Origin of the sequence: Agromyces sp. NPDC058104, assembly GCF_042884835.1 — a bacterium.
Classification (GTDB): Bacteria; Actinomycetota; Actinomycetes; order Actinomycetales; family Microbacteriaceae; genus Agromyces.
Genome location: NZ_JBHVTD010000001.1, coordinates 615,391 through 638,914 on the forward strand (window position 1 = coordinate 615,391; position 23,524 = coordinate 638,914).

Below are 23,524 nucleotides of genomic sequence, written 5' to 3' on the forward strand. Positions count from 1 at the left end.
GTTATGCCTCAACTCCTGCGGTCGCCGGCTCGGCCTTGGGGGCGCGGTCGCGACGGGGACGGTCGTTGCGGTCGCGAGACGGCTTCTGGGCCGCCTGCTCGCGCGCGAGTTCCTTGTTGGTGATGTCGCCCTTGTAGATCCAGACCTTCACGCCGATGCGGCCGAAGGTGGTCTTGGCCTCGTAGAACCCGTAGTCGATGTTCGCGCGGAGGGTGTGCAGGGGCACACGGCCTTCGCGGTAGAACTCCGAGCGGCTCATCTCGGCGCCGCCGAGACGGCCCGACACCTGGATGCGGACGCCCTTGGCGCCGGCGCGCTGCGCGCCCTGCAGGCCCTTGCGCATCGCGCGGCGGAACGCCACGCGAGCGGAGAGCTGCTCGGCGATGCCCTGCGCGACGAGCTGGGCGTCGGCCTCGGGGTTCTTCACCTCGAGGATGTTGAGCTGGATCTGCTTGCCGGTGAGCTTCTCGAGGTCGGCGCGGATGCGCTCGGCCTCGGCGCCGCGGCGGCCGATCACGATGCCGGGACGCGCCGTGTGGATGTCCACGCGGACGCGGTCGCGGGTGCGCTCGATCTCGATGCGCGAGACACCCGCGCGGTCGAGCGACGTCTGGAGCAGACGACGGATCTTGACATCCTCGGCGAGGTAGTCGGCGTAGCGCTGTCCGGGCTTCGTCGAGTCGGAGAACCACCGCGACACGTGGTCGGTGGTGATGCCGAGACGGAAGCCGTACGGGTTGACCTTCTGACCCATTACTTCGTACCCTCCTCGGGCGTGGCGAGCACGACGGTGATGTGGCTCGTTCGCTTGTTGATGCGGAAGGCACGACCCTGCGCACGCGGCTGGAAACGCTTGAGGGTGGTGCCCTCATCGACGAATGCGCGGCTGATGTAGAGGTCCTGCTCGTCCAGATAGGTGTTCGTTGCATCGGCCTTGACGCGAGCGTTCGCGATGGCCGAGGCGACGAGCTTGTACACGGGCTCGCTCGCACCCTGGGGGGCGAACTTCAGGATGGCCAGGGCCTCCTGAGCCTGCTTGCCGCGGATCATGTTGACGACACGACGGGCCTTCATGGGGGTCACGCGGATGTGACGCACGCGTGCGATCGACTCCACCATTTCTTTCCTCCTTCACGCCACCGCGTCAGCGGCGGCGGCCCTTCTTGTCGTCCTTCACGTGACCACGGAAGGTGCGGGTGGGGGCGAACTCGCCGAGCTTGTGACCCACCATGGTCTCGGTGACGAACACCGGGATGTGCTTGCGGCCGTCGTGCACGGCGATCGTGTGGCCGAGCATGGCCGGGATGATCATCGAGCGGCGCGACCACGTCTTGATGACGTTCTTCGAACCGGCTTCGTTCTGGACGACGACCTTGCGAAGCAGGTGCTCGTCGACGAAGGGGCCCTTCTTGAGACTGCGAGGCATCTTCTCTTACTCCTACTTGCGCTTCTTGCCGACGGTGCGACGACGGACGATGAGCTTGTCGCTTTCCTTGTTGGGGCGACGAGTGCGGCCCTCGGCCTGACCCCACGGGCTGACCGGGTGACGACCACCGGAGGTCTTGCCCTCACCACCACCGTGCGGGTGGTCGATCGGGTTCATCGCGACACCGCGGACGGTCGGGCGGACGCCCTTCCAGCGCTTGCGGCCGGCCTTGCCCCAGTTGATGTTCGACTGCTCGGCGTTGCCGACCTCGCCGACGGTCGCGCGGCAGCGCGCGTCGACGTTGCGGATCTCGCCCGACGGCAGACGGAGCTGCGCGTAGGGGCCGTCCTTGGCGACGAGACGCACCGAGGCGCCGGCCGAGCGAGCCATCTTGGCACCGCCACCGGGGCGCAGCTCGATGGCGTGCACGACGGTACCGGTGGGGATGTTCTTCAGCGGCAGGTTGTTGCCCGGCTTGATGTCGGCGCCGGGGCCCGACTCGACGATGTCGCCCTGCGAGAGCTTGTTCGGAGCCAGGATGTAGCGCTTCGTGCCGTCGACGAAGTGCAGCAGCGCGATGCGCGCGGTGCGGTTGGGGTCGTACTCGATGTGAGCGACCTTGGCGTTGACGCCGTCCTTGTCGTTGCGACGGAAGTCGATCACGCGGTACTGGCGCTTGTGGCCACCACCGATGTGACGGGTCGTGATGCGGCCCTGGTTGTTGCGACCACCGGTCTTCGACAGGGGGCGGAGCAGCGACTTCTCAGGAGTCGAACGCGTGATCTCCGCGAAGTCGGCGACCGACGAACCGCGACGACCCGGGGTCGTGGGCTTGTACTTACGAATAGCCATTTTCTACCTCTGCTCCTTAGCCGACAGCCGTGAAGATGTCGATCGAGCCGGACTTGAGGGTGACGATCGCGCGCTTCGTGTCCTTGCGCTTGCCCATGCCGAACCGGGTGCGGCGGGTCTTGCCCTGACGGTTCAGGGTGTTGATCGACGCCACCTGGACGTTGAAGATCTTCTCGATGGCGAGCTTGATCTCGGTCTTGTTCGAGCGGGGGTCCACGATGAACGTGTACTTGCCCTCGTCGATCAGGCCGTAGCTCTTCTCCGAGACGACCGGCGCGATGATGATGTCGCGCGGGTCCTTGTTGTGAGCGGCGCTCATGCGGAGACCTCTTCCTTCTTCGCCGACTTCGCGGCCACGAAGGCCTCGAGCGCGGCGGCGCTGAAGACGATGTCGTCGGCGACGAGCACGTCGTAGGCGTTGAGCTGGTCGACCGGCAGCACGTGCACGGTCGGGATGTTGCGGACGGCGCGCTCGGCGAGCTCCTCATCGCGCGTGAGCACGACCAGGAAGTGCTTGGCCGGGGCGATGCCGCCGAGGAGCGCGATCGCATCCTTCGTGCGGGGGGCCTCACCGGGGACGAAGCCCGAGACCGCGTGGATGCGGCCGCCGCGAGCGCGGTCGGAGAGGGCGCCGAGCAGAGCCGCGGCGATCATCTTCTTGGGGGTCCGCTGCGAGTAGTCGCGCGGCTGCGGGCCGTGCACGACGCCACCGCCGGTCATGTGCGGAGCGCGGATCGAGCCCTGACGAGCGCGGCCGGTGCCCTTCTGCTTGAACGGCTTGCGACCGGCACCCGAGACCTCGCCGCGGGTCTTGGTCTTGTGCGTGCCCTGGCGCGCCGCAGCGAGCTGCGCGACGACGACCTGGTGGATGAGCGGGACGTTGGTCTGCACGTCGAAGAGCTCGGCGGGCAGCTCGAACGAGCCGGACTTCTTGCCGGTCGCGTCGAGCACGTCGATGGTGTTGGCGGTAGCCATGGACTACGCCCCCTTCACTGCGTTGCGGACGAAAACGAGACGGCCGCGAGCACCGGGAACCGCGCCCTTGACGAGCAGCAGGCCCTTCTCGGCGTCGACGGCGTGCACGCGGAGGTTCAGCACGGTCACGCGCTCGCCACCCATGCGACCGGCCATGCGCATGCCCTTGAAGACACGGCTGGGGGTCGACGAGGCACCGATCGAACCGGGCTTGCGGTGGTTGCGGTGAGCACCGTGCGAGGCCGAGACGCCCTTGAAGTTGTGGCGCTTCATGACACCGGCGAAGCCCTTGCCCTTGCTCGTGCCGACGACGTCGACGAGCTGGCCGGCCTCGAAGGCGCCCTCGACCGCGAGCTCCTGGCCCAGCGAGTACGACGCGGCGTCCGCGGTGCGGATCTCGGTCACGTGGCGACGCGGCGTCACGCCTGCGGCCTGGAAGTGGCCGGCGGCGGGCTGGTTCACCTTGCGCGGGTCGATGGCGCCGGCGGCGATCTGCACGGCCTCGTAGCCGTCCTTCTCGACGGTGCGGAGCTGCGTGACCACGTTCGGAGCGATCTCGATGACGGTCACGGGGACGAGCTTGTTGTTCTCATCCCAGACCTGGGTCATGCCGAGCTTGGTGCCGAGCAGACCCTTCACGTTCTTGGTAGCGGAAGACATCTGTTACCTCAGAGCTTGATCTCGATGTTGACGTCGGCCGGCAGGTCGAGACGCATCAGCGAGTCGACGGCCTTGGGCGTCGGGTCCACGATGTCGATGAGACGCTTGTGGGTGCGCATCTCGAAGTGCTCGCGGCTGTCCTTGTACTTGTGGGGCGAGCGGATGACGCACACCACGTTCTTCTCCGTCGGAAGCGGCACGGGGCCGACGACCGTGGCGCCCGCGCGGGTCACCGTGTCGACGATCTTGCGCGCCGAGGTGTCGATGACCTCGTGGTCATACGACTTCAGTCGAATGCGGATCTTCTGTCCCGCCATTGCTGACTCTCTCTCTGTCAAGGCGTCTTACCCCTTCCGAGGGCATCGGACGCCGCGTAGCTACTCCGTGTGAAGCACCACTGTTCTTCTGTCAAAGGCCGGTGATCGAGCCTGTCGAAGCCACCCGCCCGGATGACCCGGGGCGGTGCCCTCGACACGCTCGACCTTCGAGCCCCAACCGGCGCGCACGCAGCATGGGAAGGCCCATGCCAGGTGGTTGTCGGTTGTGTGTTCTGCTGCCTGCCGCCTAACCTGACCCCGGAGCTGCGCTTCGAGTGGTTATGCACTGCCTGACAGTGATTCGAACGCGCGCACGAGGGCACGCGTTCGAAATGTTGAACTCATCGAGTTTGCCACAGTCGGGACCTCCGTGCAACCCGGGCGTGTCGCGCCCGGCGGTCCTCACAGGGACGTCGCAGGATCGGGCCCCGTTCCGCGTGATGGCGCATGATGGATGCAGAGTCCACGACCCCCTCTGGAGGCGGAATGAGCGAGCACGCACATCAGGTCAGCGAACGGATCGGACGGGGCAGCGTCTCGGTCACGCGCACCGGCCCGCGCCGCTACGAGGGCCTGAACGAGCGGGGCGCCACCGTGCGCATCGGCGGCGACGAGCTCGAGGGCGAGCACTTCTCGCCCGGCGAGCTGCTGAAGCTCGCCCTCATCGGCTGCGCGGGCCTCAGCACGGACCGCGTCGCCGCGCGGCGACTCGGGGACGACTACGCGATCACGATCTGGGCGCACGGGATGAGCGACCCCGAGACGAACCGGTACACCCGCGTCGAGGAGGAGCTGCTCGTCGATCTCGGCGGGCTCGAGGCATCCGACCGCACCAAGCTCATCGAGATCATGGCGAGGGCGATCGAGCGGGGATGCACCGTGGCGCGCAGCGTCGAGGGCAGCATCGACCTCGACACCACCATCGACGGTTCCCCGGCGTAGCCCGGCTCAGTCCTCGACGGAGCGCTCGCAGGCCACCGCCCGCTCCCCCGCCACGCTCGGCGCGACGACGCCCGCACCCACGATGACGGCGATCAGGCCGGCGAGCCCGCTGATCAGGAACACCGGCCGCAGCCTGAGCCCCCGGCGCCCGTGGCGGAACGGATCCTCGATCCAGCGCTTCGACAACCCTGCGACGAGGACCGAGAGCGCGACGAGGATCACCATCAGCCACGGCGGGCTCGGCACCCCCGTCAGGTACGGGGTGAACATGAAGATCGGCCAGTGCCAGAGGTAGAGCGAGTAGGAGACGTCGCCGGTCCACTGCACCGGTCGGAGGCGCGCGACGACCGCGGGCGACCAGGCTCGCTCCGGCATCCCGGCCCAGATCACCGCGAGCGTGCCGATCACCGGGAGGAGCACGACCAGTCCGGGGAACACCTCGGGCGAGCGGAATGCGACGATCGGGACCGCGATCATCACGAGGCCGGCCCACGAGACGACCGAGCGCAGTGCCGCGCGCCCGGTGAGCGGCGCTCGGCTCACGATCGCGAGGACTCCGCCGATGCCGAACTCCCAGGTGCGGGCGAAGGTCGAGAAGTAGGCGAGGTTCGCATCCTGAGCGGTGAGGAGCACCGAGTGCACGAAGGAGGCGACGGTCACGACGGACAGCAGCACGAGCACCACGGTGGTGGATGCCGCTCCCCGCCTGGCCGCGATCCACAGCGCGACGATGATGAGCAGCGGCCAGAACAGGTAGAACTGCTCCTCGACCGACAGCGACCAGAAATGCTGCACCGGGGTGGACTCGAGATCGGCGCGACGCGGGATCTGGGAGTCGACGGCGAGCTGCCAGTTCTCGTAGTAGAGGGTCGAGGCGACGATCTCGCGGAACCAGGGACGCCACTCGCGCTGCGGCACGAGCAGCAGGGTCAGCGCGGAGACCGCTGCGAGCGTCGCGATCGCCGCGGGCAGGATGCGCCTGGCCCTGCGCAGGTAGAAGTCGCGAAGCGAGAGCCGGCCGGTCCGCTCAATCTCCCGCATGAGGAGGCCGGTGATGAGGAATCCCGAGACGACGAAGAAGACGTCGACGCCCATGTAGCCCGCGGGGGCGACGGCCGGCCATCCGTGATGGAGCACGACGGCCCCCACGGCGACGGCCCGGAGAGCCTGGATCTCGGGACGTACCGTGGATCGAGCGAATGGCGAGGGTGATTCGGCCATCGGCTCAACACTACGGCTGAGGGGATCGTTCCCCCAAGGGGTTGCGGAATCCGGGAACGACGAAGGGGGCCGGGCCGAAGCCCGACCCCCTCACAGGTCGCGTATCGCGAAGATTACTTGATGATCTTCGTGACGGTACCGGCGCCGACGGTGCGGCCACCCTCGCGGATGGCGAAGCCGAGGCCCTCCTCCATGGCGATCGGCTGGATCAGCTCGACGACCATGTCGGTGGTGTCGCCGGGCATGACCATCTCGGTGCCCTCGGGCAGCGTGATGACGCCGGTGACGTCGGTGGTGCGGAAGTAGAACTGCGGACGGTAGTTCGCGTAGAACGGGTTGTGACGGCCGCCCTCGTCCTTCGAGAGGATGTAGGCAGTGCCCTCGAAGTTGGTGTGGGGGGTGACCGAACCCGGGGCCACGACGACCTGGCCGCGCTCGACGTCCTCGCGCTTGGTGCCGCGGAGCAGGAGACCGCAGTTCTCGCCGGCCCATGCCTCGTCGAGCTGCTTGTGGAACATCTCGATACCGGTGACGGTGGTCTTCTGCGTCGGGCGGATGCCGACGATCTCGACCTCGGAGTTGATCTTCAGCGTGCCACGCTCGGCGCGGCCCGTGACGACCGTGCCACGGCCGGTGATGGTGAAGACGTCCTCGACGGGCATGAGGAACGGCTTGTCGCGGTCGCGCACCGGGTCGGGCACGGACGAGTCGACGGCCTCCATGAGCTCGAGAACCGAGTTGACCCACTTCTCGTCGCCCTCGAGCGCCTTGAGGCCCGAGACGCGAACGACCGGAGCGTCGTCGCCGGGGAAGCCCTGCGACGAGAGCAGCTCGCGGACCTCGAGCTCGACGAGCTCCAGGATCTCCTCGTCGTCGACCATGTCGCTCTTGTTGAGCGCGACCAGCAGGTAGGGGACGCCGACCTGCTTGGCGAGCAGCACGTGCTCACGCGTCTGAGCCATCGGGCCGTCGGTGGCGGCGACCACGAGGATCGCGCCGTCCATCTGAGCCGCACCGGTGATCATGTTCTTGATGTAGTCGGCGTGACCAGGGGCGTCGACGTGCGCGTAGTGGCGCTTCGGCGTCTCGTACTCGACGTGCGAGATGTTGATCGTGATGCCGCGCTGACGCTCTTCGGGAGCCGAGTCGATCGACGCGAAGTCGCGCTGAACGTTGGTCGCCGAGGGGTACTTGTCAGCAAGCACCTTCGAGATCGCAGCGGTGAGCGTGGTCTTGCCGTGGTCGACGTGACCGATCGTTCCGATGTTGACGTGCGGCTTGGTCCGCTCGAACTTGGCCTTAGCCACTGTGGGTCCTCCTCAGGACTCGTGTAGAGCCGCCGGGCGCTGGATTGCGACCGGTGGCCTACGGGGGTTGTGTTGATATGTTACGCGAACCGGAAGGTTCGTGCGGGCAGGGCTATTCGCCCTTGTTCTTCTGGACGATCTCGTCGGCGACAGCCTTCGGGACCTCCGCGTAGCTCTCGAACTCCATCGAGTACACCGCGCGGCCCGAGGTCTTCGACCGCAGGTCACCGATGTAGCCGAACATCTCCGAGAGCGGGACGTGCGCACGCACGACCTTCACACCGGCGGCGTCCTCCATGGACTGGATCTGGCCGCGGCGCGAGTTCAGGTCGCCGATGACGTCGCCCATGTACTCCTCGGGAGTACGGACCTCGACGCTCATCAGCGGTTCGAGCAGAACGGGGTTCGCCTTGCGAGCGGCTTCCTTGAAGCCCATCGAGCCGGCGATCTTGAACGCCATCTCCGAGGAGTCGACGTCGTGGGCGGCACCGTCGATGAGGCGCGCCTTGACGCCCACCATCGGGAAGCCCGCGAGGATGCCGTACTGCATGGCGTCCTGGAAGCCCGCGTCGACCGAGGGGATGTACTCGCGGGGGATGCGACCGCCCGTGACCTCGTTCGAGAACTCGTAGATCTTGTCGCCCTCGACCTCGAGCGGCTCGAGCGCGAACTGGATCTTCGCGAACTGGCCGGAACCACCCGTCTGCTTCTTGTGGGTGTAGTCGTGGCGCTCGACCGCGCGACGGATGGTCTCGCGGTAGGCGACCTGGGGCTTGCCGACGTTCGCCTCGACCTTGAACTCGCGCTTCATGCGGTCCACGAGGATGTCGAGGTGCAGCTCGCCCATGCCCTTGATGACCGTCTGGCCGGTCTCCTGGTTGAGCTCGGTGCGGAACGTGGGGTCTTCCTCGGCGAGCTTCTGGATCGCGGTGCCCAGCTTCTCCTGGTCGGCCTTGGTCTTCGGCTCGATGGCGACCTCGATGACGGGCTCGGGGAAGGTCATCGACTCGAGCACGACCTGGTTGTCGGGGTCGCACAGGGTGTCGCCCGTGGTCGTGTCCTTGAGGCCGATGACCGCGTAGATGTTGCCCGCGGTGACCGAGTCGACCGGGTTCTCCTTGTTGGCGTGCATCTGGAAGATCTTGCCGATGCGCTCCTTCTTGCCCTTGGTCGAGTTGACGACCTGGGCACCCGAGTCGAGCTGACCCGAGTAGACGCGCACGTAGGTGAGGCGGCCGAAGAAGGGGTGCACCGCGACCTTGAACGCGAGCGCCGCGAACGGGTCGGTGGCGTCGGGGTGACGCTCGATGACCTCGTCCTCGTTGCGGGGGTTGCGGCCCTCGATGGCGGGGACGTCGAGCGGCGACGGCAGGTAGTCGATGACCGCGTCGAGCATCGGCTGCACACCGCGGTTCTTAAACGCCGAGCCGCAGAGCACGGGGTAGATCTCCGAGTTGACGACCATCTTGCGGATGGCGCCCTTGATCTCGGCGACCGTGAGCTCCTCGCCGCCGAAGAACTTCTCGAGGAGGGCGTCGTCGGTCTCGGCGACGGTCTCGAGCAGGGTCTGGCGGTACTCCTCGGCCTTCTCCTTGAGGTCGGCGGGGATCTCCTGGACCTCGTACTTGGCGCCCATGGTCACGTCGCCCTTGGCGTCGCCGGGCCACACGAGGGCGCGCATCTCGATCAGGTCGACGACGCCGATGAAGTCGTTCTCGGCACCGATCGGGAGCTGCAGCACCAGCGGCTTGGCGCCGAGGCGGCTGACGATCGTGTCGACCGTGAAGTAGAAGTCGGCACCGAGCTTGTCCATCTTGTTGACGAAGCAGATGCGCGGCACGTTGTACTTGTCGGCCTGACGCCACACCGTCTCGGACTGGGGCTCGACGCCCTCCTTGCCGTCGAAGACGGCGACGGCGCCGTCGAGCACGCGGAGCGAGCGCTCGACCTCGACCGTGAAGTCCACGTGGCCGGGGGTGTCGATGATGTTGATCTGGTTCTTGTTCCAGAAGCAGGTCACGGCGGCAGACGTGATCGTGATGCCGCGCTCCTTCTCCTGCTCCATCCAGTCGGTCGTCGAGGCACCGTCGTGCGTCTCGCCGAGCTTGTGGTTGACGCCCGTGTAGAACAGGATGCGCTCGGTGGTGGTGGTCTTGCCGGCATCGATGTGGGCCATGATGCCGATGTTGCGGACCTTGCTCAGGTCGGTGAGCACGTCTTGTGCCACGGGGGTTCCTCCGGAAGGTTCAGGAACGGAAGTGAGGGGGAGAGCGGATGCCCCGGCGCGAGCCGAGGCATCCGCTCGGCCCGACTACCAGCGGTAGTGGGCGAAGGCGCGGTTCGACTCGGCCATCTTGTGGGTGTCTTCGCGGCGCTTGACCGCAGCACCCAGGCTGTTCGACGCGTCGAGGATCTCGTTGGTGAGACGCTCGGTCATGGTCTTCTCGCGACGGGCCTTGGCGTAGCTGGTGAGCCAGCGGAGCGCCAGGGTGTTCGCGCGGTGGGGCTTGACCTCGACGGGGACCTGGTAGGTCGAGCCGCCGACGCGGCGCGAGCGCACCTCGAGGGTGGGGCGCACGTTGTCGAGCGCCTTCTTGAGGGTGGCGACCGCGTCCTGGCCGGACTTGGCGGCGACGTTCTCGAGCGCCTCGTAGACGATGCGCTGGGCGAGGTCCTTCTTGCCGTCGACGAGGATCTTGTTGACGAGCTGGCTGACGACCGGCGAGCCGTAGACGGGGTCTGCGACGACGGGGCGCTTCGGAGCGGGTCCCTTGCGAGGCATTACTTCTTCTCCATCTTCGCGCCGTAGCGGCTGCGAGCCTGCTTGCGGTTCTTCACGGCCTGCGTGTCGAGGGCGCCGCGGATGATCTTGTAGCGGACACCCGGGAGGTCCTTCACACGACCGCCGCGAACGAGCACCATCGAGTGCTCCTGCAGGTTGTGGCCCTCACCGGGGATGTAGGCGGTGACCTCGGTGCCGTTGGAGAGCTTCACACGTGCGACCTTGCGGAGCGCGGAGTTCGGCTTCTTCGGGGTGGTGGTGTACACACGCGTGCACACGCCGCGCTGCTGGGGGTTGGCCTTCAGGGCGGGAGCCTTGGTCTTGGTGACCTTCGGCGAGCGACCCTTGCGGACCAACTGCTGAATGGTTGGCACTGCTTCTCCTTGTTGGTGCTGCACGGTGACAGCGTTTGATGGATTTCACATCACGACCCACCGGCACCGCGGAGCCGCGGAGCCTTCAGTGGTGGGTATGCCGTGGGGGCGATCCGCTGAACATCGCGGGCACCCGAATGCGCACGCCGGAGCGCACACACCCGATCAATGGTAATGCCACGTAACCTTGCGGTCAAATGAGGCCCGGTGGCGCAGCCGTCCGCGCCGGCGCGATCAGCCCGGCCACCCCGGGGCGTCGAGTTCGCGGTCGAGATCGGCGAGCATCTCGGCGACCTGCGGCTCGACGAGTCGCTCGATCGCGTTGCCGATGCGGTAGCGGTGCTGGGCGAGCTCGATGCAGATGCGTCGGCCGAGCTGCTTCGCGAACTCGTCGGCGAGGCGCACCTCCTCGCGGAGCGCCTCCTTCTCCTCCAGCGTGAACGGGCGCGGCGCCGGCTCGTTCGCCTCGGCTGCGGTGACCGCCTCGAGCCCGCCGAGCGTGAAGAGGAACGGCTGGTCGGGCACCGGCTCGGGATCGACCTCGAGGCCGAGGTACTCGGGGTCGAGCCCCTCCCCCGCGCGGTACGGGCGCCGCGCCTTGCGCTCTTCGGCGAGCCGGATCTCGCGGTGCAGCATCGGCAGGTTGCGGGCGGTGTAGTCGTCGACGGAGACGTCGATGACCCCCTTCATGCGCATCGAGAAGGCGTGCTGCACGGGGTGCGGGATGTCGACGTCGAGCCCGGCCGCGGCGAGGATCGGCGAGCCGAAGCAGCGCTGGCACAGCCGCACGCGGGCGCGATGGGTGCCCGGTCGCCACCGCGGCAGCCACTGCAGCCAGCGGTCGACCTCGTGGCTCACGCGCGCCTCGACCGAACCCTCCATCGGGTTCACGATACTGCGCCGGATGCCGCGGCGTCCCCAGCCGGCGAACGAGTGGCGCGCCGCGACCCGCCCGCGCGGGGGCGCGGGGCAGCCCCTATTCCTCCTCGTCGCGCTCCCACGGCCAGCGAGGGCGCTCCATCCCGCCCCGCCTGCCGCGGGCGACGAGGACGGCGAGCGACGCGGTGAGCGCCGCGCACGCGGGCACGAGCAGGCCGAACCAGCCGACCCCGAAGACCAGCGCGAAGCGCAGGCTCGCGAGCACGGCCGACGACGAGCCCAGCAGGTGCCCGATCGCGGCGACGCCGACGAAGGCGAGCCAGCTCGCCGCCGCGGCGACGACGACCGTGCTCGCCATGCGCTCGGGGCGGCGCAGCAGCACACCCAGGGCGACGAAGAGCACGACGACGGATGCCCCGACCGCCGCGGGCCCGACGAAGAGGCCGACCGTCGGATCCCCCACGACCTCGAGGTCGAGCAGCAGGCTGACGAAGCCGAACCCGCAGACGACAAGCGCGAGGTCCAGTGCGGCCGCGAAGCTCGCGACGACCCACGCGTCGCGCGTGCGCTGCGACTCGGTGCCGCGCGGTTCGGAGCTCATGCTCCGAGGCTACGCCGGTTCGGCCGGCCGGCGGACGCTCAGTCGACGAGGCGCAGCGAGGCGACGATCTTCGCGAGCGAGGGCGCCGCGTGCGCGACGAGCTCCTGGGGGGCGGGGCTCGCCATGACCCGCACCGTCGCCCGCTCGCCCTGGAGGAGGTACGCGAGGCCGGCCGCCGGCTTCCGCTCGGGTGCCGGCGCGAACAGGCAGCGCACCGAGATGCCGTCGCCGAGTCCGGGCACCTGCACCGGGTCGACGATCGGGCGCCCGACGAGCTCGGCGTCGCCGAGGAGCGCTCGGACGAGCGAGCCCTCGATCACCTGCGGCGCGGAGACGCCCATGCTCACGACGAGCCCGAAGGGCCTGGGCTCGGGCAGGTACACGAGGCCGACCGCGGCGCCGGGCAGGAGCTGCTCGCGCACCTGCCCCAGCATGCGGCGGACGGCCTCGAGCTGCTCGGCCGACGCGTCGGCGTGCCGGCGGCGGACCGCGTCCATCGCCTCCTCGAGCCAGGCCTCGGCGCCCTCGCTCGAGGGCTCGGTGGGCACGCGCACCCAGGCGCTGCTCGGGGCATCGAGTTCGAGTCTCATCAGGACAGCATCGCACGCGGGCCCTCGCCGCGCGTCACCCCGAGGCGAGTTCGGCCCGCAGATCGCCCGTGCGCCCCGCCGAGCGCCAGTCGGCCGCCGCGATGATCGCGTCGAAGAGCTCGATCATCATGGGGCCCGCGTCGACGAGGATCGTCGAGAATCCGACGAGGACGGCGGCGGCACGACCCGGCTCGGTGAGCCAGTAGTCGACCTGCAGCGCCTCCGCCTCGTCGCCGCCGGTCCCGGACGCGATGCGGCGCGAACGGCGCAGCACGATCGAGTCGCCCTTCTCGAAGGCCACGCCCCCGTCGGCGGCGAAGTCGGACCACAGGCGATCGGAGTCGGCGCCCGCGGTTCCGCCGAACAGGCCTGCGACGAGCCCCTCGGCGACGAGTGCGGGCTCGGCGCGATCGCCGAGCGGAAGCGCCGGCCGGTACTCGATGAGCGTCGTCGCGAGCGTCGCCCGCGAGGCCATCCGCAGCGCGATGTGCTGCTGAGTCGCGCCGGCGGAGATCGCCCGCCCCGCGGCATCCGTCAGCCTGCGTCGGTGCTCGGCACGGACCGCCGCGTCCTCGTCGCGCCGGCCGTACTCGCGTCGGACGAGCGCGCGGATCGACTCGGCGGCCTCCGCCTGCGAACCGAGCGGCACCTCCCACCACTCCCCCGGAAGCCGGAACTCCAGCGCGGGCTGCTCCGCCGTCACCCGGCGGCCTCGGCGAGCTCGTCGTCGGTGAGCACGAGCCCGCTGCCGCGATAGGCGCCGACCTCGATGGGGATCTCGGTCCGCCGGTCCTCGAGCCGTTGCTCGACCGGGACGTCGCCGCCGGCGGGGTCGGGCGCCGCCACGTGGAAGGCGTACGTCGTGAATCCGTCGGCCCCCGCATCGACCGCGCGCACCGCGCCGACGAGCACGTCGCCGAGGGCGGCGTCGCCCTGCTCGTCGACCTCGATCTTCGCGCTGAGCCGGTACGAACCCGGCGTGCCGGTGCTCGCGGTGCCGATCGTCGCCGCGGCGACCCCGTCGATCGACTCGATCTCGCGCTCGATCTCCGTGGCGTCGATCTTCATCTCGGTTCCCTCCGTGGTGGGCGCGGTGCACCCGGTCAGCGCGGCGAGCACGACGGCTCCGCCGAGCAGCATGCGCGAGCTGCGGCCGCGCATCTAGTCGCCCCTCGTGTAGGCGTAGTCGGTCGTGCTGGTCGGCTGCCTGAAGTAGTCGGAGATCTGGATCCCGTCGTCGGCGTCGGGATCGTCGGCCATGAACGCGGTGCCCTGCGGCGAGCCGCCCTTGTCGACCTGGTCCTGCATGGTCGTCTTGTACTTCTCCGAGTCGTGGCCGAGCGCATCGGCGCCGCCGGGGGGCGGGACGTCGATCTTGTAGCGGTTCGACTGGTTCGAGTAGTCGGGCGCCCACGGGTTCTCGGTACGCGGCACGGGGTCGGTCGTGTGCGAGACGTCGAGCACCCTGACGCTCGGCGGAATCGGGAGGTCGTCGACCGACGAGCCGGCGACGGCGATGGCATCGACCTTGTACGTCGAGGTGAAGTCGGGGTCGGAGGCGAGGTTGCCCGCGGTGATGCCGCCGAGGCTCCAGCCGGCGAGCATCACGTGCGACCCCGGGGGGATGCCGTGCTCCTTCATCGCCGCGATCACCATCTTCTCGAGCTGCGTCTGCTGCGCCTGGTCCATCTTCGCGACGATGTCGCTCGTGACGTCGTTGCCGCTCTCGCCGCCCGGCGTCCACTGCTGCGTGCTCGGAATGTGCACGCGGTAGACGATGGTGCCGTCGGCGGCGACGCACGGCACGATGCGCACGACCGACTCGTGGTTGGTGTCGGGGTCGTTCGGGTCGAGGTGACCCGCGTCGTCGATGTCCTGGAGGTCGTCGAACATGTCGGCGAGGCCCTGGTTCTGCTCGGGCTTCCACCCCCGCGTGCGATCGACGAAGACCGGGTCGCCGGCCTCGGCCCCGGAGGCGAGCTTCACGACGAGCCAGAGCGCGGGCGCGAGCGTGAACAGTGCCACGATGAGCGCCTGGGTGAGCGCTTCCATCGGGTCCATGCCGGTCATGAGATTCACCACGGTGAACATCACCACGGTGAGGATCAGGCCGATCACCGCCGCCGTCACGAGGGCGACGAGCAGCAGCACGACCGCGACGAGCGCCATGCCGATGGCCAGCAGGACGACCGCGGCGAAGGCGATCAGGGCGATCGCCGCGATGAGCGCGATGACCGCCAGGGCGAGGACCGCCAGCGCGAGCAGCGCGAGCACCCCCAGGAGGACGAGCGCGGCGATGACGATGAGCACCGCGGTGATGAGCTCGACGATGGCCTTGACGATGGCCGTGATCGCCTCGAAGACCGCCTTGACCGCGTCGCGCACGAAGTCGAAGAGGCCGTCGAGCGCGCCGGTGAAGCGGTCCCAGAGCGAGTCGTTGAGGTCGCTGCCCTCGACGACGTTCTCGATCCGCTCCATCGCGCGGCGGGCCGCGCGTTCGAACTCCTCGACGGCTTGGGCGTGCCGACGCTGCGCGGCCGCCGCGTCGGCACCGTGCTCGTCGGCGGCGGCGCCGGCGCGGCCGAGCTTCCGCTCCGCGGCCCGGCGTTCGTCGGCGTCGGAGGCGGGCGGGAGCGCCTGCAGTTCGAGGAGCGCGGAGCGGCGCGCGACCGCGGCCCGGTCGGCCGCGGCCTCGGCCTCCTCGGCGTCGTCGATCGCCGCCGCGGCGTCGGCCTGCACGCGCTCGTGGACCGCGGCGAAGTCGAGCAGCGCGCGCCCCGTCTCGGAGTAGCGCGACTCGGCCCGCTTGATCTCGCCGGCGAGGGCGCCGGCCTCGCGCCGGATGCGGTCGAGGGCGAGGCTGCGCATGTCGTCGGGGCTCGCGATCGCCTCGAGCTCCGCGACCGCGTTGCGGATCGCGTCGGCGGTGTCGACGAGCCGTGCGCCGCTGCGACGGACGATCGCGGGCTCTCCGTGGATCGGTTGCATCACCCCTCCGATGCCAGGTCGCGGTCGAGCGTCGTGAATGCCTCGTGCACCGCACCGAGGGCGGCGGCGACGGTGTCGAGCTGCTCGGCGAACTCGTCCCGCCGGTGCGACCAGGTCGACTCGAAGTCGCGGATCGTGCCGGCGAGGTCGCCGTGGCCGCACGCGTCGGCGGCCGCTCCGGCCACGCCGTCGGTGCCGTCGAACGCCTTCGCGAGCGAGCTCGCGTTGCGCGCCCCCTCGCCGATCACGGCGAGGTCGAGTCTGATCATGCCCATCTGCGGCTCCTGTCGATGCGGGCGCGGTGTCCGGCCGGGACGGTCCTCGGCGGGCGCGGCCGTTGCCGCGCCCGCCGGAATGCCGAGGACTAGTTGCCGGCGAGCGCCTGGTCGGTGTCCTTGATCGCCTGCATCATCTTGCGCAGCGACTCGCCCATGTCGGAGATGCCCTCGATCGCCTTCTCCAGACCGGTCGTCAGCTCGGTGTAGCCCTCGCCGAACTTGCCCGACGCGTGCTGCGTCTTGAAGTCGTCACCCAGGAGACGGTCCACATCGTCCTTCAGACGACGCAGCACGTCGCCGATCTCCTCACGGCCCGAGTCGAGACGACCGGCCATCGACTCCATCTCACCGTACGACGCCTTGAAATCAGCCATCATCAACCCCATCCATCAGAATTCTCCGCCACCCGGACGGGCGACCTCCATGAGACTAACCGCACCCCCCGAACCACGAGAATGGGCAGCACTCCCCATCCCGAGCACCACCGCGCCCGGCGCGGCACACGCCCGGCTGGGCCGGCCGCGGCTCAGAGCAGCCCGCGCGCCAGGCACTCCTCCGCGAGCTCGGCGTCGAGGCGCCCGCGCAAGTAGAGCACGCCCAGTCCGTCCACGACGGCGGCGCGCCGGAACAGCGCGTCATCGGCGGGTTCGGCGGCGAGCACGGCTCCGAGCGCGGCGAGGGACTCCACGTCGAGCCGCGCGAACTCGGCATCGGCGTCGGCGAGGGCCTGCTCGGCGAACGCCGTGGCCTCGGGGGCGTGGCGACGATGCCAGGCGCGGAACTCCGCGAACGCCCGGAGCTCGAGCACGATCGCGCCCAGGAACATGAGCGAGCCCACGACGACGGGCCAGGTCACCCACCAGCCGTCGCGCGCGACCTGCCACCACAGCATGCCGAGGCCGACGCCGGCGACCACCGCGAGGAGGACGAGGAACCTCGGCGGGTAGTGCAGCGCGAGCACGTCGCGCCGTCGCGGCTCGGCGAACGCCATCCAGGCCGCCGCAGCGAGCGAGACCGCGCCGCCCCACATCGCCGCCGACTCGGCGTCGAGCAGGAAGCCGCCGTTCTTCGCGGGGAAGGCGAGCACCGGCCCGGCGATCGCGGCGATCGTCGCGAGGGCGATGGGCCACATCGAGCGGGCCGCCGTGCGGCCCGACCCCGAGCCGGCGACGCCGGCGACGAACTGCTCGTCCGAACGGCGGATCGCCTCGATACGCGCCTCCGCGTCGCGCTCGGCGAGCGCCTCGAGCGACGGGCGGAGTGCAGGCGCGGCGGCCTCGCGCTGGAGCGCCAGCACGATGGGGACGATTCCGAGTCCGTCGTCGACGCCGTCGCCCTCGGCGTACCCGCGCACGGAACGGCGACGGGCGTCGCCTCGGTCGCCGAGTTCGGCGACGACGTGCGCGGCCGCCGGGACGCGCTCGACGACGGAGATCCACGGCGCGGTCGTCGCCGCGCCGACGTCGCCGGCCTCGCCGCTGCCGCCGCGGCGGCCGCCGCTCATCGTGCGACCTCGACCAGGGGCAGCTGCACCGTCACGAATCGGCCGTTCTCGACGAAGATGCCGCGACCGGCCGGGAACTCGTGTCGCGCGACCTTCGGGAACGGCACCTTGAAGAGCGAGTCGCCGTCGTAGGTCTCGGGGCGCAGGGCGATGCCGCGACGGCCCGCCTTGAGCTCGCCGACGAGTCCGTAGCCGCTCGAGAGCTGCGAGACGTCGCCGTCGCCGATGAGGAAGTGCTCGCTGCGGTTGACCGCCTGGAACAGCTCCTTCATCGGGCGCTCGGCGTCGGTGTCGCCGAACTCGGTGATGTTCTCGACGACGATCATGATGCGCTTCGTGATCGACTCGTCGGCGACGAGCTCCTTGAGCTCCTTCGCGAGCGCCCGGGCGTCCTCGATCGACGATGCCGTGCGTCGCCAGGGCCGTGCCTCGCGAAGTGCGGCCCGTCGCCCGCCGAAGTGGAAGAACTCGGTCTCGGGATCGAAGCGGGCGACCGCCCCGATGAGCGCCCGCAGTGCGTTGGTCTTGCCGCTCTGCGGCGGACCCGCGACCACGAAGGTGCCCATCGGCTCGAAGCCCTTGGGGCCGAGCACGTCGTCGGCGACGCCGATGACCGGCGCGCCGTCGATCGAGTCGGGCAGCTCGGCGGTGCTGAGCTCGGTCGGCAGCGAGCCGATCTCGGGTGCCTCGGATGCCCCGCGCTCGCGCAGCGCGGCGGCGAAGGCCTCCATCGCCTGCGTCTGCTCGGCGACGTTCGTGGTGCCGCCGAGCACGGCGATCTGCGTCTCGAGCCCGTCGACGATCGCGCGACCGGGCGCGCTGCGCTCGTTGAGCACGTCCTTCGGGGCGCCGAGGATCGCGTACGAGCTTTCGTCCGCGAGCCGGAGCACCACCCGGCGGTTGACGTTGGCGCTCACCGCCGTGGGCACGGCGCCGTAGCGGTCGGCCGTGGCGACGGCGTGGATGCCGAGCGGGCGGCCCTCGCCGAGCATGCGCATGAACACGTTGTAGAACGGCGCGCGGGCCGACGTGCCCTCCCACTCCTGCTTGAAGGTGCCGAACCCGTCGATGAGCACGAGGATCCGAGGCTCGTCACGACCGGTGATCGCCCGATACTCCGTGAGGCTCGCGGCGTTGACCGCGGAGAACCGCTTCGCACGGTCGTCGAGCATGCCGCGCAGGGTCTTCAGCAGTCGTTGCACGCGCTCCGCGTCGTCGCCGGGCACGATCGAGCCGACCTGCGGGAGCGACTCGAGCGATCGCAGCGATCCGGTGCCGAAGTCGAGGCCGTAGACGTGCACGCGACCGAGTTCGGGCCGGGCGCCCGCCGCGACCGCGATCGTGCGCAGCACGGTCGTCTTGCCCGCGCCGCTCGTTCCGTAGACGAGCAGGTGCCCGTCGGTGTCGGGCTCGAAGTAGACGGCCTCCTGCAGCTGCCGCTCGGGGATGTCGGCGCGCCCGAGCGGGATGCGGGCGTCGCCGTCGAGTGCGAGCTCCGCGAGGTCGACGGTCGACGCGAGCTCGTCGAGCCACGGGCGCCGCGGCGCGGGGATGCGGCTGTCGGCCGCCGCCGTCACGAGCGACGCGACGAGCCGCTTCTGGTCGTTCGGGCCGAGGTCCTCGTCGTGCGAGTCCGACTCCTGCTCGTTGTCGGACTCCCAGAGGGTGATCGAGCCGAAGCGCAGCTCGGCGACCTTCACCTGCGCCTGTTCGGGCGTGTCCGTCGTCCATCCGCCGGCGTAGCCCGACTGGAAGGGCACGAGCCGGCCCGGCCCCGTCTTCGCGATGCCGCGACCGGGGATCGACGGGTCGAACGTGCCCGCGACCGGGTCGCCGACGACGTCGTTCGAGTCGGACTCGTCGGCCATGCGCAGCGCGACGCGGAGATTGGTGTTCGCCCGCAGGTTGTCCTTGATGACGCCGGCCGGCCGCTGGGTCGCCATGATCAGGTGGATGCCGAGCGAGCGACCGCGCTGGGCGATGTCGACGACGCCGTCGACGAACTCGGGGACCTCGCCCGCGAGCGCCGCGAACTCGTCGATCACGAGCACGAGCGCCGGCGGCGTCTCGGGGTCCTGGCGCTTCTCGAGCTCGAGCAGGTCCTTCGCCTTCTTGCGATTGAAGAGGTGCTCGCGATGGTGCAGCTCTGCGCGGAGGCTCGTGAGCGCGCGCCGCACGAGGTGCGGGCTCAGGTCGGTCACGAGTCCGACGCAGTGCGGCAGCTCGACGCAGTCGGCGAAGGCCGAACCGCCCTTGTAGTCGACGAAGAGGAAGGTCACGCGGTCGGGACTGTACTCGGCGGCCATGCCGAGCACCCACGCCTGCAGGAACTCGGACTTGCCCGAACCGGTGGTGCCGCCGACGAGGGCGTGCGGGCCCTGCGTACGCAGGTCGAGCGACATCGCGTCGGGACTGCCCTGGCCGATGTAGGCCTTCAGGGTGCCGGCGCGCTTCAGCCGGGGGCGGTGGCCGCGCGACCGGTCGAGGATCGAGTTGTTCTGGCGCCAGCGCTCGGCCACCGAGAGCGGCTGCGCGGCCATCTCGGTGCCGATGAGCTTCAGGAACGACACGCTCCGCGGCAGGTCCGACGAGTCGGCGGTGACCGAGCTGGAGTCGGCGACAGGAGCCAGCCGTTTCGCGAAGACCTCGGCGTACTGGTTCGAGACCCCCTCGATCGCGACCTGCTCGTACTGCTCGCCCGCGCGGACGTAGCCGACCTTGGCGCGGTCGAGCCCCTCCGAGGCGTCGATGTAGGTACGGCACGCGGCCGGCAGCGACTCGACCGTCGGGGCGAGGAAGATCGTGTACACGCCGACGTCGGCGCCGCGCTCGATCAGCTGCGTGAGGCGGGGGCGGTCGACGGGCGCGTCGTTCGACGCGACGAGCACGAGGGCGAGGTCGGAGGCGGCCTCCCGGTTGGATCCGATCTCCTCGCCGACCTTGGCGCCGCGCTCCATGCTCGTCTCGGGCAGCCGCAGCGGCCCGCGCCGGCCGGGCGAGCCCGACAGCCGCGACATGATCGACTCCTCGAGCCCGTTGAGGAGCGCAGTGCCGGCCGACTGGCTGTCGGCCAGGGCCATCTCGGCGAACGGCGAGCGGGGGCTCGTGGTGTGCGGGAGCCACTTCATCCACTCGAGCTCCTTCGCCCACGCCGGATCGACGATCGCGGTGGTGATGAGCTCGTTCGGGGCGTGCAGGCCGAACAGCTGCACACCGAGACCGCGCAGCACGTCGGCCGCGAGGTGCCGCGGGCCTGCGATGCCGATCGCGCCTGAGGCGGGCAGCAGCTCGATGAGCGGCACGTCGTCGATGCGCGCGTGGCGGTTGCGGAGCACGTCGACCTGCTTCGCATAGCGGGCGATGCCGCGCTGGTCGTTCGACTCGGCGATCGTGTTGCGGCTGCGCGCCCGGCCCACGCCGAGCCGCAGTCCGAGGAAGTTCCAGTGCTCGGGCCGGCGCGTCCAGAGGAGCGGGCCGAGCCGCATGGCCTGCTCGTACACGTGCGCGACCGCGGGAGCCTCGTCGTGCCGGCGCTCGCGTTCGACGATCGTCTCGGTGCGGAGCGACTCCTCGAGGTCTTCGATCTGCGTCTCGAAGGTCTCGATCTCGAGCCGCAGCTTCTTGCCCTGCTGGGTGCGCTGCCCCACGAAGTTGCCGAGCATCATGAGCGGGGCCATGACCACGATGAGCAGCGACGTCGGCCGCTGGGTCATCGCGAACATCGCGAGGCCGAGCAGCACGGGCGCCATGATCATCGGCCACGGGAACATCCGCGGCTCGGCCTCGGACGGGATCACCGGGTGCCGGTGCTCGGTGCCCGGGTAGCGCACCTCGACCCTCGGAGAGCGGTTGAACATGAGCGCGCCGCCGCGCTCGAGCACGGAGGCGTCGGGTGCGCCTGCGGCGCTCGCGGCGAGGTCGAAGGAGACCTCGGTCGCGCCGATGGTGATGATCTGCCCAGGGATGACGCGCACGCGCTGCACGAGTCCGCCGTCGACGAGGAGCCCGTTCGCCGAGTTGAGGTCGACGAGCTCGATCGAGTGGTCGACCTCGATGCGGGCGTGCCGCTTGGAGACGAGGGAGTCGGCGAGCACGAGGTCGGCGTCGGCGCCGCGCCCGACGATGCTCGCCCCGCGGGGCAGCCCGAACTCGCGCCCGGCGTCGGCACCCGAGTGCACGCGCATGACGGCGACCGCCTCGGCGGTCGCGCCGTTCGGACGGGGCGCGTGCGCCACGACGGCGGCGTTGAAGCCGGACCCGATCGGGGCGTCGCCGATGAGCACCTGCGGATCGAGCACGACCGGCTCGCTCGAGGTCGGGGGCGCGACCGCGAGCGTCACCCCCGAGACGCTGCCGAGCACCGCGGTGCTCGGATCGTTCGTGGCGATCGCCCTGGCGACGTCGCCGACGGTCGCGGTCGCGTCGGCCGTGATGACGAGGTCGACCGGGGCTCCCTGCTGACGGCGGAGTCCGAGTTTGAGCTTCATGCCTTACCTTCCGGGCTCGCTCGTGATGGTGAAACTGCGACCGCCCACGACCACGAGCGCACCGGGCGCGAGCGGCGTGCGCACGCCCGGAACCAGGTCGACGACCCGCCCGTCGGGCAGGCGCACCTCGGTGCCGTTGGTCGAGCCCCGGTCGGCGATCCAGAAGCCGCCGTCGACGGCCCCGAACTCCGCGTGCACCTTCGAGATCCGCTTCGACGGGTCGTCGACGGGCAGCAGCTGGGCGGTCGCGCCCGGTCCGGCGTCGGGGGCGCGGCCGAGCAGGCCGAACGCGGATGCCTCGACGACGGTGCCGTCGTCGAAGCGGAGCACGACGCGGGCGGGCGCCGAGGGCCCCGCGGGCTGCGAGACGGCGGGCGGGACGACCGCGGGCGGCGTCGGGGGCGATGCCGGCGCTGCGCGGGGCGGAACAGCCGGGGCCGGGGGAAGCGTCGACGGTACGGACGGCATCGCCCCCGGAGCCGGCGCGGCCGGAGGAACGGGGCCGGCCTCGCCGCCGATCGGCGGCGGCGTCCACGCGTCGTGGCTCGCCACCCCGGGCGACACGACGCCCGAGCTCGAGCGCTCGGCGGGAATCTGGAACACCTCGCCGAGCGGCCGGTCGCTCGCGAGCGACGGAAGCCGGACCGCCTCCGCCTCGGGCGGTGCGGCCGCGACGCGGCGCGCGCGCCGCATGGCCCGGGCGTCGAACGGGTCGAGTGCTCGCCGCGCGTCGACCACGTAGCATCCGCCCACCCGGTCGAGCCACGAACGCCCGCGCTGCTCGGGATCCCACGAGCCGGAGGCGAAGAGGATCGCCGGGCCGATGAAGGGCAGGACGAGCTTGGCCGCCCAGAGCACGAGCGCGCGCAGCACGACGCGCCAGAAGCCGGCCGGCCCGAAGTCGCGCACGCTCACCGAGCGGAGCCCGGCCGCGGCCTTGCCGAGGGTCACGCCGAACCGGCCGTGCAGGATGAGCTGCACGAGCCCGAAGACGAGGGTGAGCGCCTGGCCGACGGCGATGGCGATGAGCGGCCCCGCCGCAGCGCCGCCGAGACGCGTCGGGTCGCCGCCCGAGGCGAGCACGGGTTCGGCCAGCAGGAGCACCCCGACCACGGTCGGCGTCGCGAGCACCGCCCAGACCGCGGCGTCGAGCGCGAAGGCACCCGCCCGTCGACCGGCGGGGGCGGGCACGAGGCCGAGCGCCCTCGCGTACGCGGGATCGGGACGACCATCGGGTCGGAGACCGGGCGTGGGCTCGTCATCGATGTCCATGGTGACGCTCACGTCGCTCCTCGAGTCGGCAGGTCGGCAGGGTGGTCCAAGCTGCTACCCAACCCGATC

General features: G+C 70.3%; 25 protein-coding genes. 1 reads left to right on the forward strand and 24 read right to left on the reverse strand.

Annotated elements, in window-relative coordinates:
* Position 1: 1 nt before the first annotated feature.
* The 8 genes from rpsC to rpsJ are packed head-to-tail and all read right to left on the reverse strand — an operon-like array spanning position 2 to position 4,230.
* Positions 2-754, reverse strand: coding sequence for a 30S ribosomal protein S3 (gene rpsC / locus ACFVTH_RS02915; RefSeq protein WP_157423219.1), 753 nt, complete (start codon positions 752-754; stop codon positions 2-4).
* The gene (rplV, locus tag ACFVTH_RS02920) at positions 754-1,119 is read right to left on the reverse strand and encodes a 50S ribosomal protein L22 (protein ID WP_026378675.1); all 366 of its coding nucleotides are present in this window, start codon (positions 1,117-1,119) and stop codon (positions 754-756) included. Before rplV ends, rpsC begins: the two co-directional genes overlap by 1 nt.
* A 25-nt stretch (positions 1,120-1,144) precedes the next feature.
* Positions 1,145-1,426 carry a 30S ribosomal protein S19 gene (rpsS, locus tag ACFVTH_RS02925; protein ID WP_022889728.1) on the reverse strand — a complete coding sequence of 94 codons (282 nt, stop codon included), beginning with the start codon at positions 1,424-1,426 and terminating at the stop codon, positions 1,145-1,147.
* A gap of 12 nt (positions 1,427-1,438) precedes the next feature.
* Positions 1,439-2,278 (reverse strand): 50S ribosomal protein L2, encoded by an 840-nt coding sequence (rplB, locus tag ACFVTH_RS02930; protein WP_386939679.1) that lies wholly within the window; start codon positions 2,276-2,278, stop codon positions 1,439-1,441.
* A gap of 16 nt (positions 2,279-2,294) precedes the next feature.
* Positions 2,295-2,597, reverse strand: coding sequence for a 50S ribosomal protein L23 (gene rplW, locus ACFVTH_RS02935; protein WP_153685731.1), 303 nt, complete (start codon positions 2,595-2,597; stop codon positions 2,295-2,297).
* Positions 2,594-3,253, reverse strand: coding sequence for a 50S ribosomal protein L4 (gene rplD / locus ACFVTH_RS02940; RefSeq protein WP_386939677.1), 660 nt, complete (start codon positions 3,251-3,253; stop codon positions 2,594-2,596). The genes rplW and rplD overlap by 4 nt, the downstream gene beginning before the upstream one ends.
* 3 nt (positions 3,254-3,256) lie before the next feature.
* Positions 3,257-3,913: a 50S ribosomal protein L3 gene (rplC, locus tag ACFVTH_RS02945; protein WP_386939676.1), complete on the reverse strand. Its 657-nt coding sequence runs from the start codon at positions 3,911-3,913 to the stop codon at positions 3,257-3,259.
* A gap of 8 nt (positions 3,914-3,921) precedes the next feature.
* Positions 3,922-4,230 (reverse strand): 30S ribosomal protein S10, encoded by a 309-nt coding sequence (rpsJ, locus tag ACFVTH_RS02950; protein ID WP_017201594.1) that lies wholly within the window; start codon positions 4,228-4,230, stop codon positions 3,922-3,924.
* A 486-nt stretch (positions 4,231-4,716) separates the two neighbouring features.
* Here rpsJ and ACFVTH_RS02955 point away from each other — a divergent pair, with 486 nt between their 5' ends.
* Positions 4,717-5,172 (forward strand): OsmC family protein, encoded by a 456-nt coding sequence (locus ACFVTH_RS02955; RefSeq protein WP_387086595.1) that lies wholly within the window; start codon positions 4,717-4,719, stop codon positions 5,170-5,172.
* 6 nt (positions 5,173-5,178) lie between these two features.
* Here the strand turns inward: ACFVTH_RS02955 and ACFVTH_RS02960 are convergent, their stop codons facing one another.
* From ACFVTH_RS02960 to ACFVTH_RS03035, 16 genes are all read right to left on the reverse strand, one after another.
* A complete protein-coding gene (locus tag ACFVTH_RS02960) occupies positions 5,179-6,393 on the reverse strand; it encodes an acyltransferase family protein (RefSeq protein ID WP_387086597.1) in 1,215 nt (404 codons plus the stop codon).
* Positions 6,394-6,506: 113 nt separating this feature from the next.
* Positions 6,507-7,700: an elongation factor Tu gene (tuf, locus tag ACFVTH_RS02965; protein ID WP_376944293.1), complete on the reverse strand. Its 1,194-nt coding sequence runs from the start codon at positions 7,698-7,700 to the stop codon at positions 6,507-6,509.
* A 112-nt stretch (positions 7,701-7,812) separates the two neighbouring features.
* The gene (fusA, locus tag ACFVTH_RS02970; protein WP_387086599.1) at positions 7,813-9,927 is read right to left on the reverse strand and encodes an elongation factor G; all 2,115 of its coding nucleotides are present in this window, start codon (positions 9,925-9,927) and stop codon (positions 7,813-7,815) included.
* Positions 9,928-10,011: 84 nt separating this feature from the next.
* Positions 10,012-10,482: a 30S ribosomal protein S7 gene (gene rpsG / locus ACFVTH_RS02975; protein WP_022889721.1), complete on the reverse strand. Its 471-nt coding sequence runs from the start codon at positions 10,480-10,482 to the stop codon at positions 10,012-10,014.
* A complete protein-coding gene (rpsL, locus tag ACFVTH_RS02980; protein WP_022889720.1) occupies positions 10,482-10,856 on the reverse strand; it encodes a 30S ribosomal protein S12 in 375 nt (124 codons plus the stop codon). Before rpsL ends, rpsG begins: the two co-directional genes overlap by 1 nt.
* A gap of 234 nt (positions 10,857-11,090) precedes the next feature.
* On the reverse strand, positions 11,091-11,738 hold the full coding sequence (locus ACFVTH_RS02985) for a spermidine/putrescine ABC transporter substrate-binding protein (protein WP_157423390.1): 648 nt from the start codon (positions 11,736-11,738) through the stop codon (positions 11,091-11,093).
* A gap of 94 nt (positions 11,739-11,832) precedes the next feature.
* Positions 11,833-12,336 (reverse strand): DUF6121 family protein, encoded by a 504-nt coding sequence (locus ACFVTH_RS02990; RefSeq protein WP_387086601.1) that lies wholly within the window; start codon positions 12,334-12,336, stop codon positions 11,833-11,835.
* Between the two features lie 38 nt (positions 12,337-12,374).
* Entirely contained in the window at positions 12,375-12,926 is a 552-nt protein-coding gene (locus ACFVTH_RS02995) for a hypothetical protein (RefSeq protein ID WP_387086603.1), read from the reverse strand.
* 34 nt (positions 12,927-12,960) lie between these two features.
* Positions 12,961-13,629, reverse strand: a complete 669-nt coding sequence (locus tag ACFVTH_RS03000; protein ID WP_387086605.1) for a hypothetical protein — start codon at positions 13,627-13,629, stop codon at positions 12,961-12,963.
* A complete protein-coding gene (locus tag ACFVTH_RS03005; protein ID WP_387086607.1) occupies positions 13,626-14,087 on the reverse strand; it encodes a hypothetical protein in 462 nt (153 codons plus the stop codon). The genes ACFVTH_RS03000 and ACFVTH_RS03005 overlap by 4 nt, the downstream gene beginning before the upstream one ends.
* Positions 14,088-15,914, reverse strand: a complete 1,827-nt coding sequence (locus tag ACFVTH_RS03010) for a hypothetical protein (RefSeq protein ID WP_387086609.1) — start codon at positions 15,912-15,914, stop codon at positions 14,088-14,090.
* Positions 15,914-16,189 carry a hypothetical protein gene (locus ACFVTH_RS03015; protein ID WP_387086611.1) on the reverse strand — a complete coding sequence of 92 codons (276 nt, stop codon included), beginning with the start codon at positions 16,187-16,189 and terminating at the stop codon, positions 15,914-15,916. Before ACFVTH_RS03015 ends, ACFVTH_RS03010 begins: the two co-directional genes overlap by 1 nt.
* An 89-nt stretch (positions 16,190-16,278) precedes the next feature.
* Complete coding sequence (locus ACFVTH_RS03020; RefSeq protein WP_246192102.1) at positions 16,279-16,569, reverse strand: WXG100 family type VII secretion target; 291 nt, start codon at positions 16,567-16,569, stop codon at positions 16,279-16,281.
* Between the two features lie 149 nt (positions 16,570-16,718).
* Positions 16,719-17,696 (reverse strand): hypothetical protein, encoded by a 978-nt coding sequence (locus ACFVTH_RS03025; RefSeq protein WP_387086614.1) that lies wholly within the window; start codon positions 17,694-17,696, stop codon positions 16,719-16,721.
* Positions 17,693-22,183 (reverse strand): FtsK/SpoIIIE domain-containing protein, encoded by a 4,491-nt coding sequence (locus ACFVTH_RS03030; protein WP_387086616.1) that lies wholly within the window; start codon positions 22,181-22,183, stop codon positions 17,693-17,695. The genes ACFVTH_RS03025 and ACFVTH_RS03030 overlap by 4 nt, the downstream gene beginning before the upstream one ends.
* Positions 22,184-22,186: 3 nt before the next feature.
* Positions 22,187-23,467 carry an RDD family protein gene (locus ACFVTH_RS03035; RefSeq protein WP_387086618.1) on the reverse strand — a complete coding sequence of 427 codons (1,281 nt, stop codon included), beginning with the start codon at positions 23,465-23,467 and terminating at the stop codon, positions 22,187-22,189.
* Between the last annotated feature and the right edge of the window lie 57 nt (positions 23,468-23,524).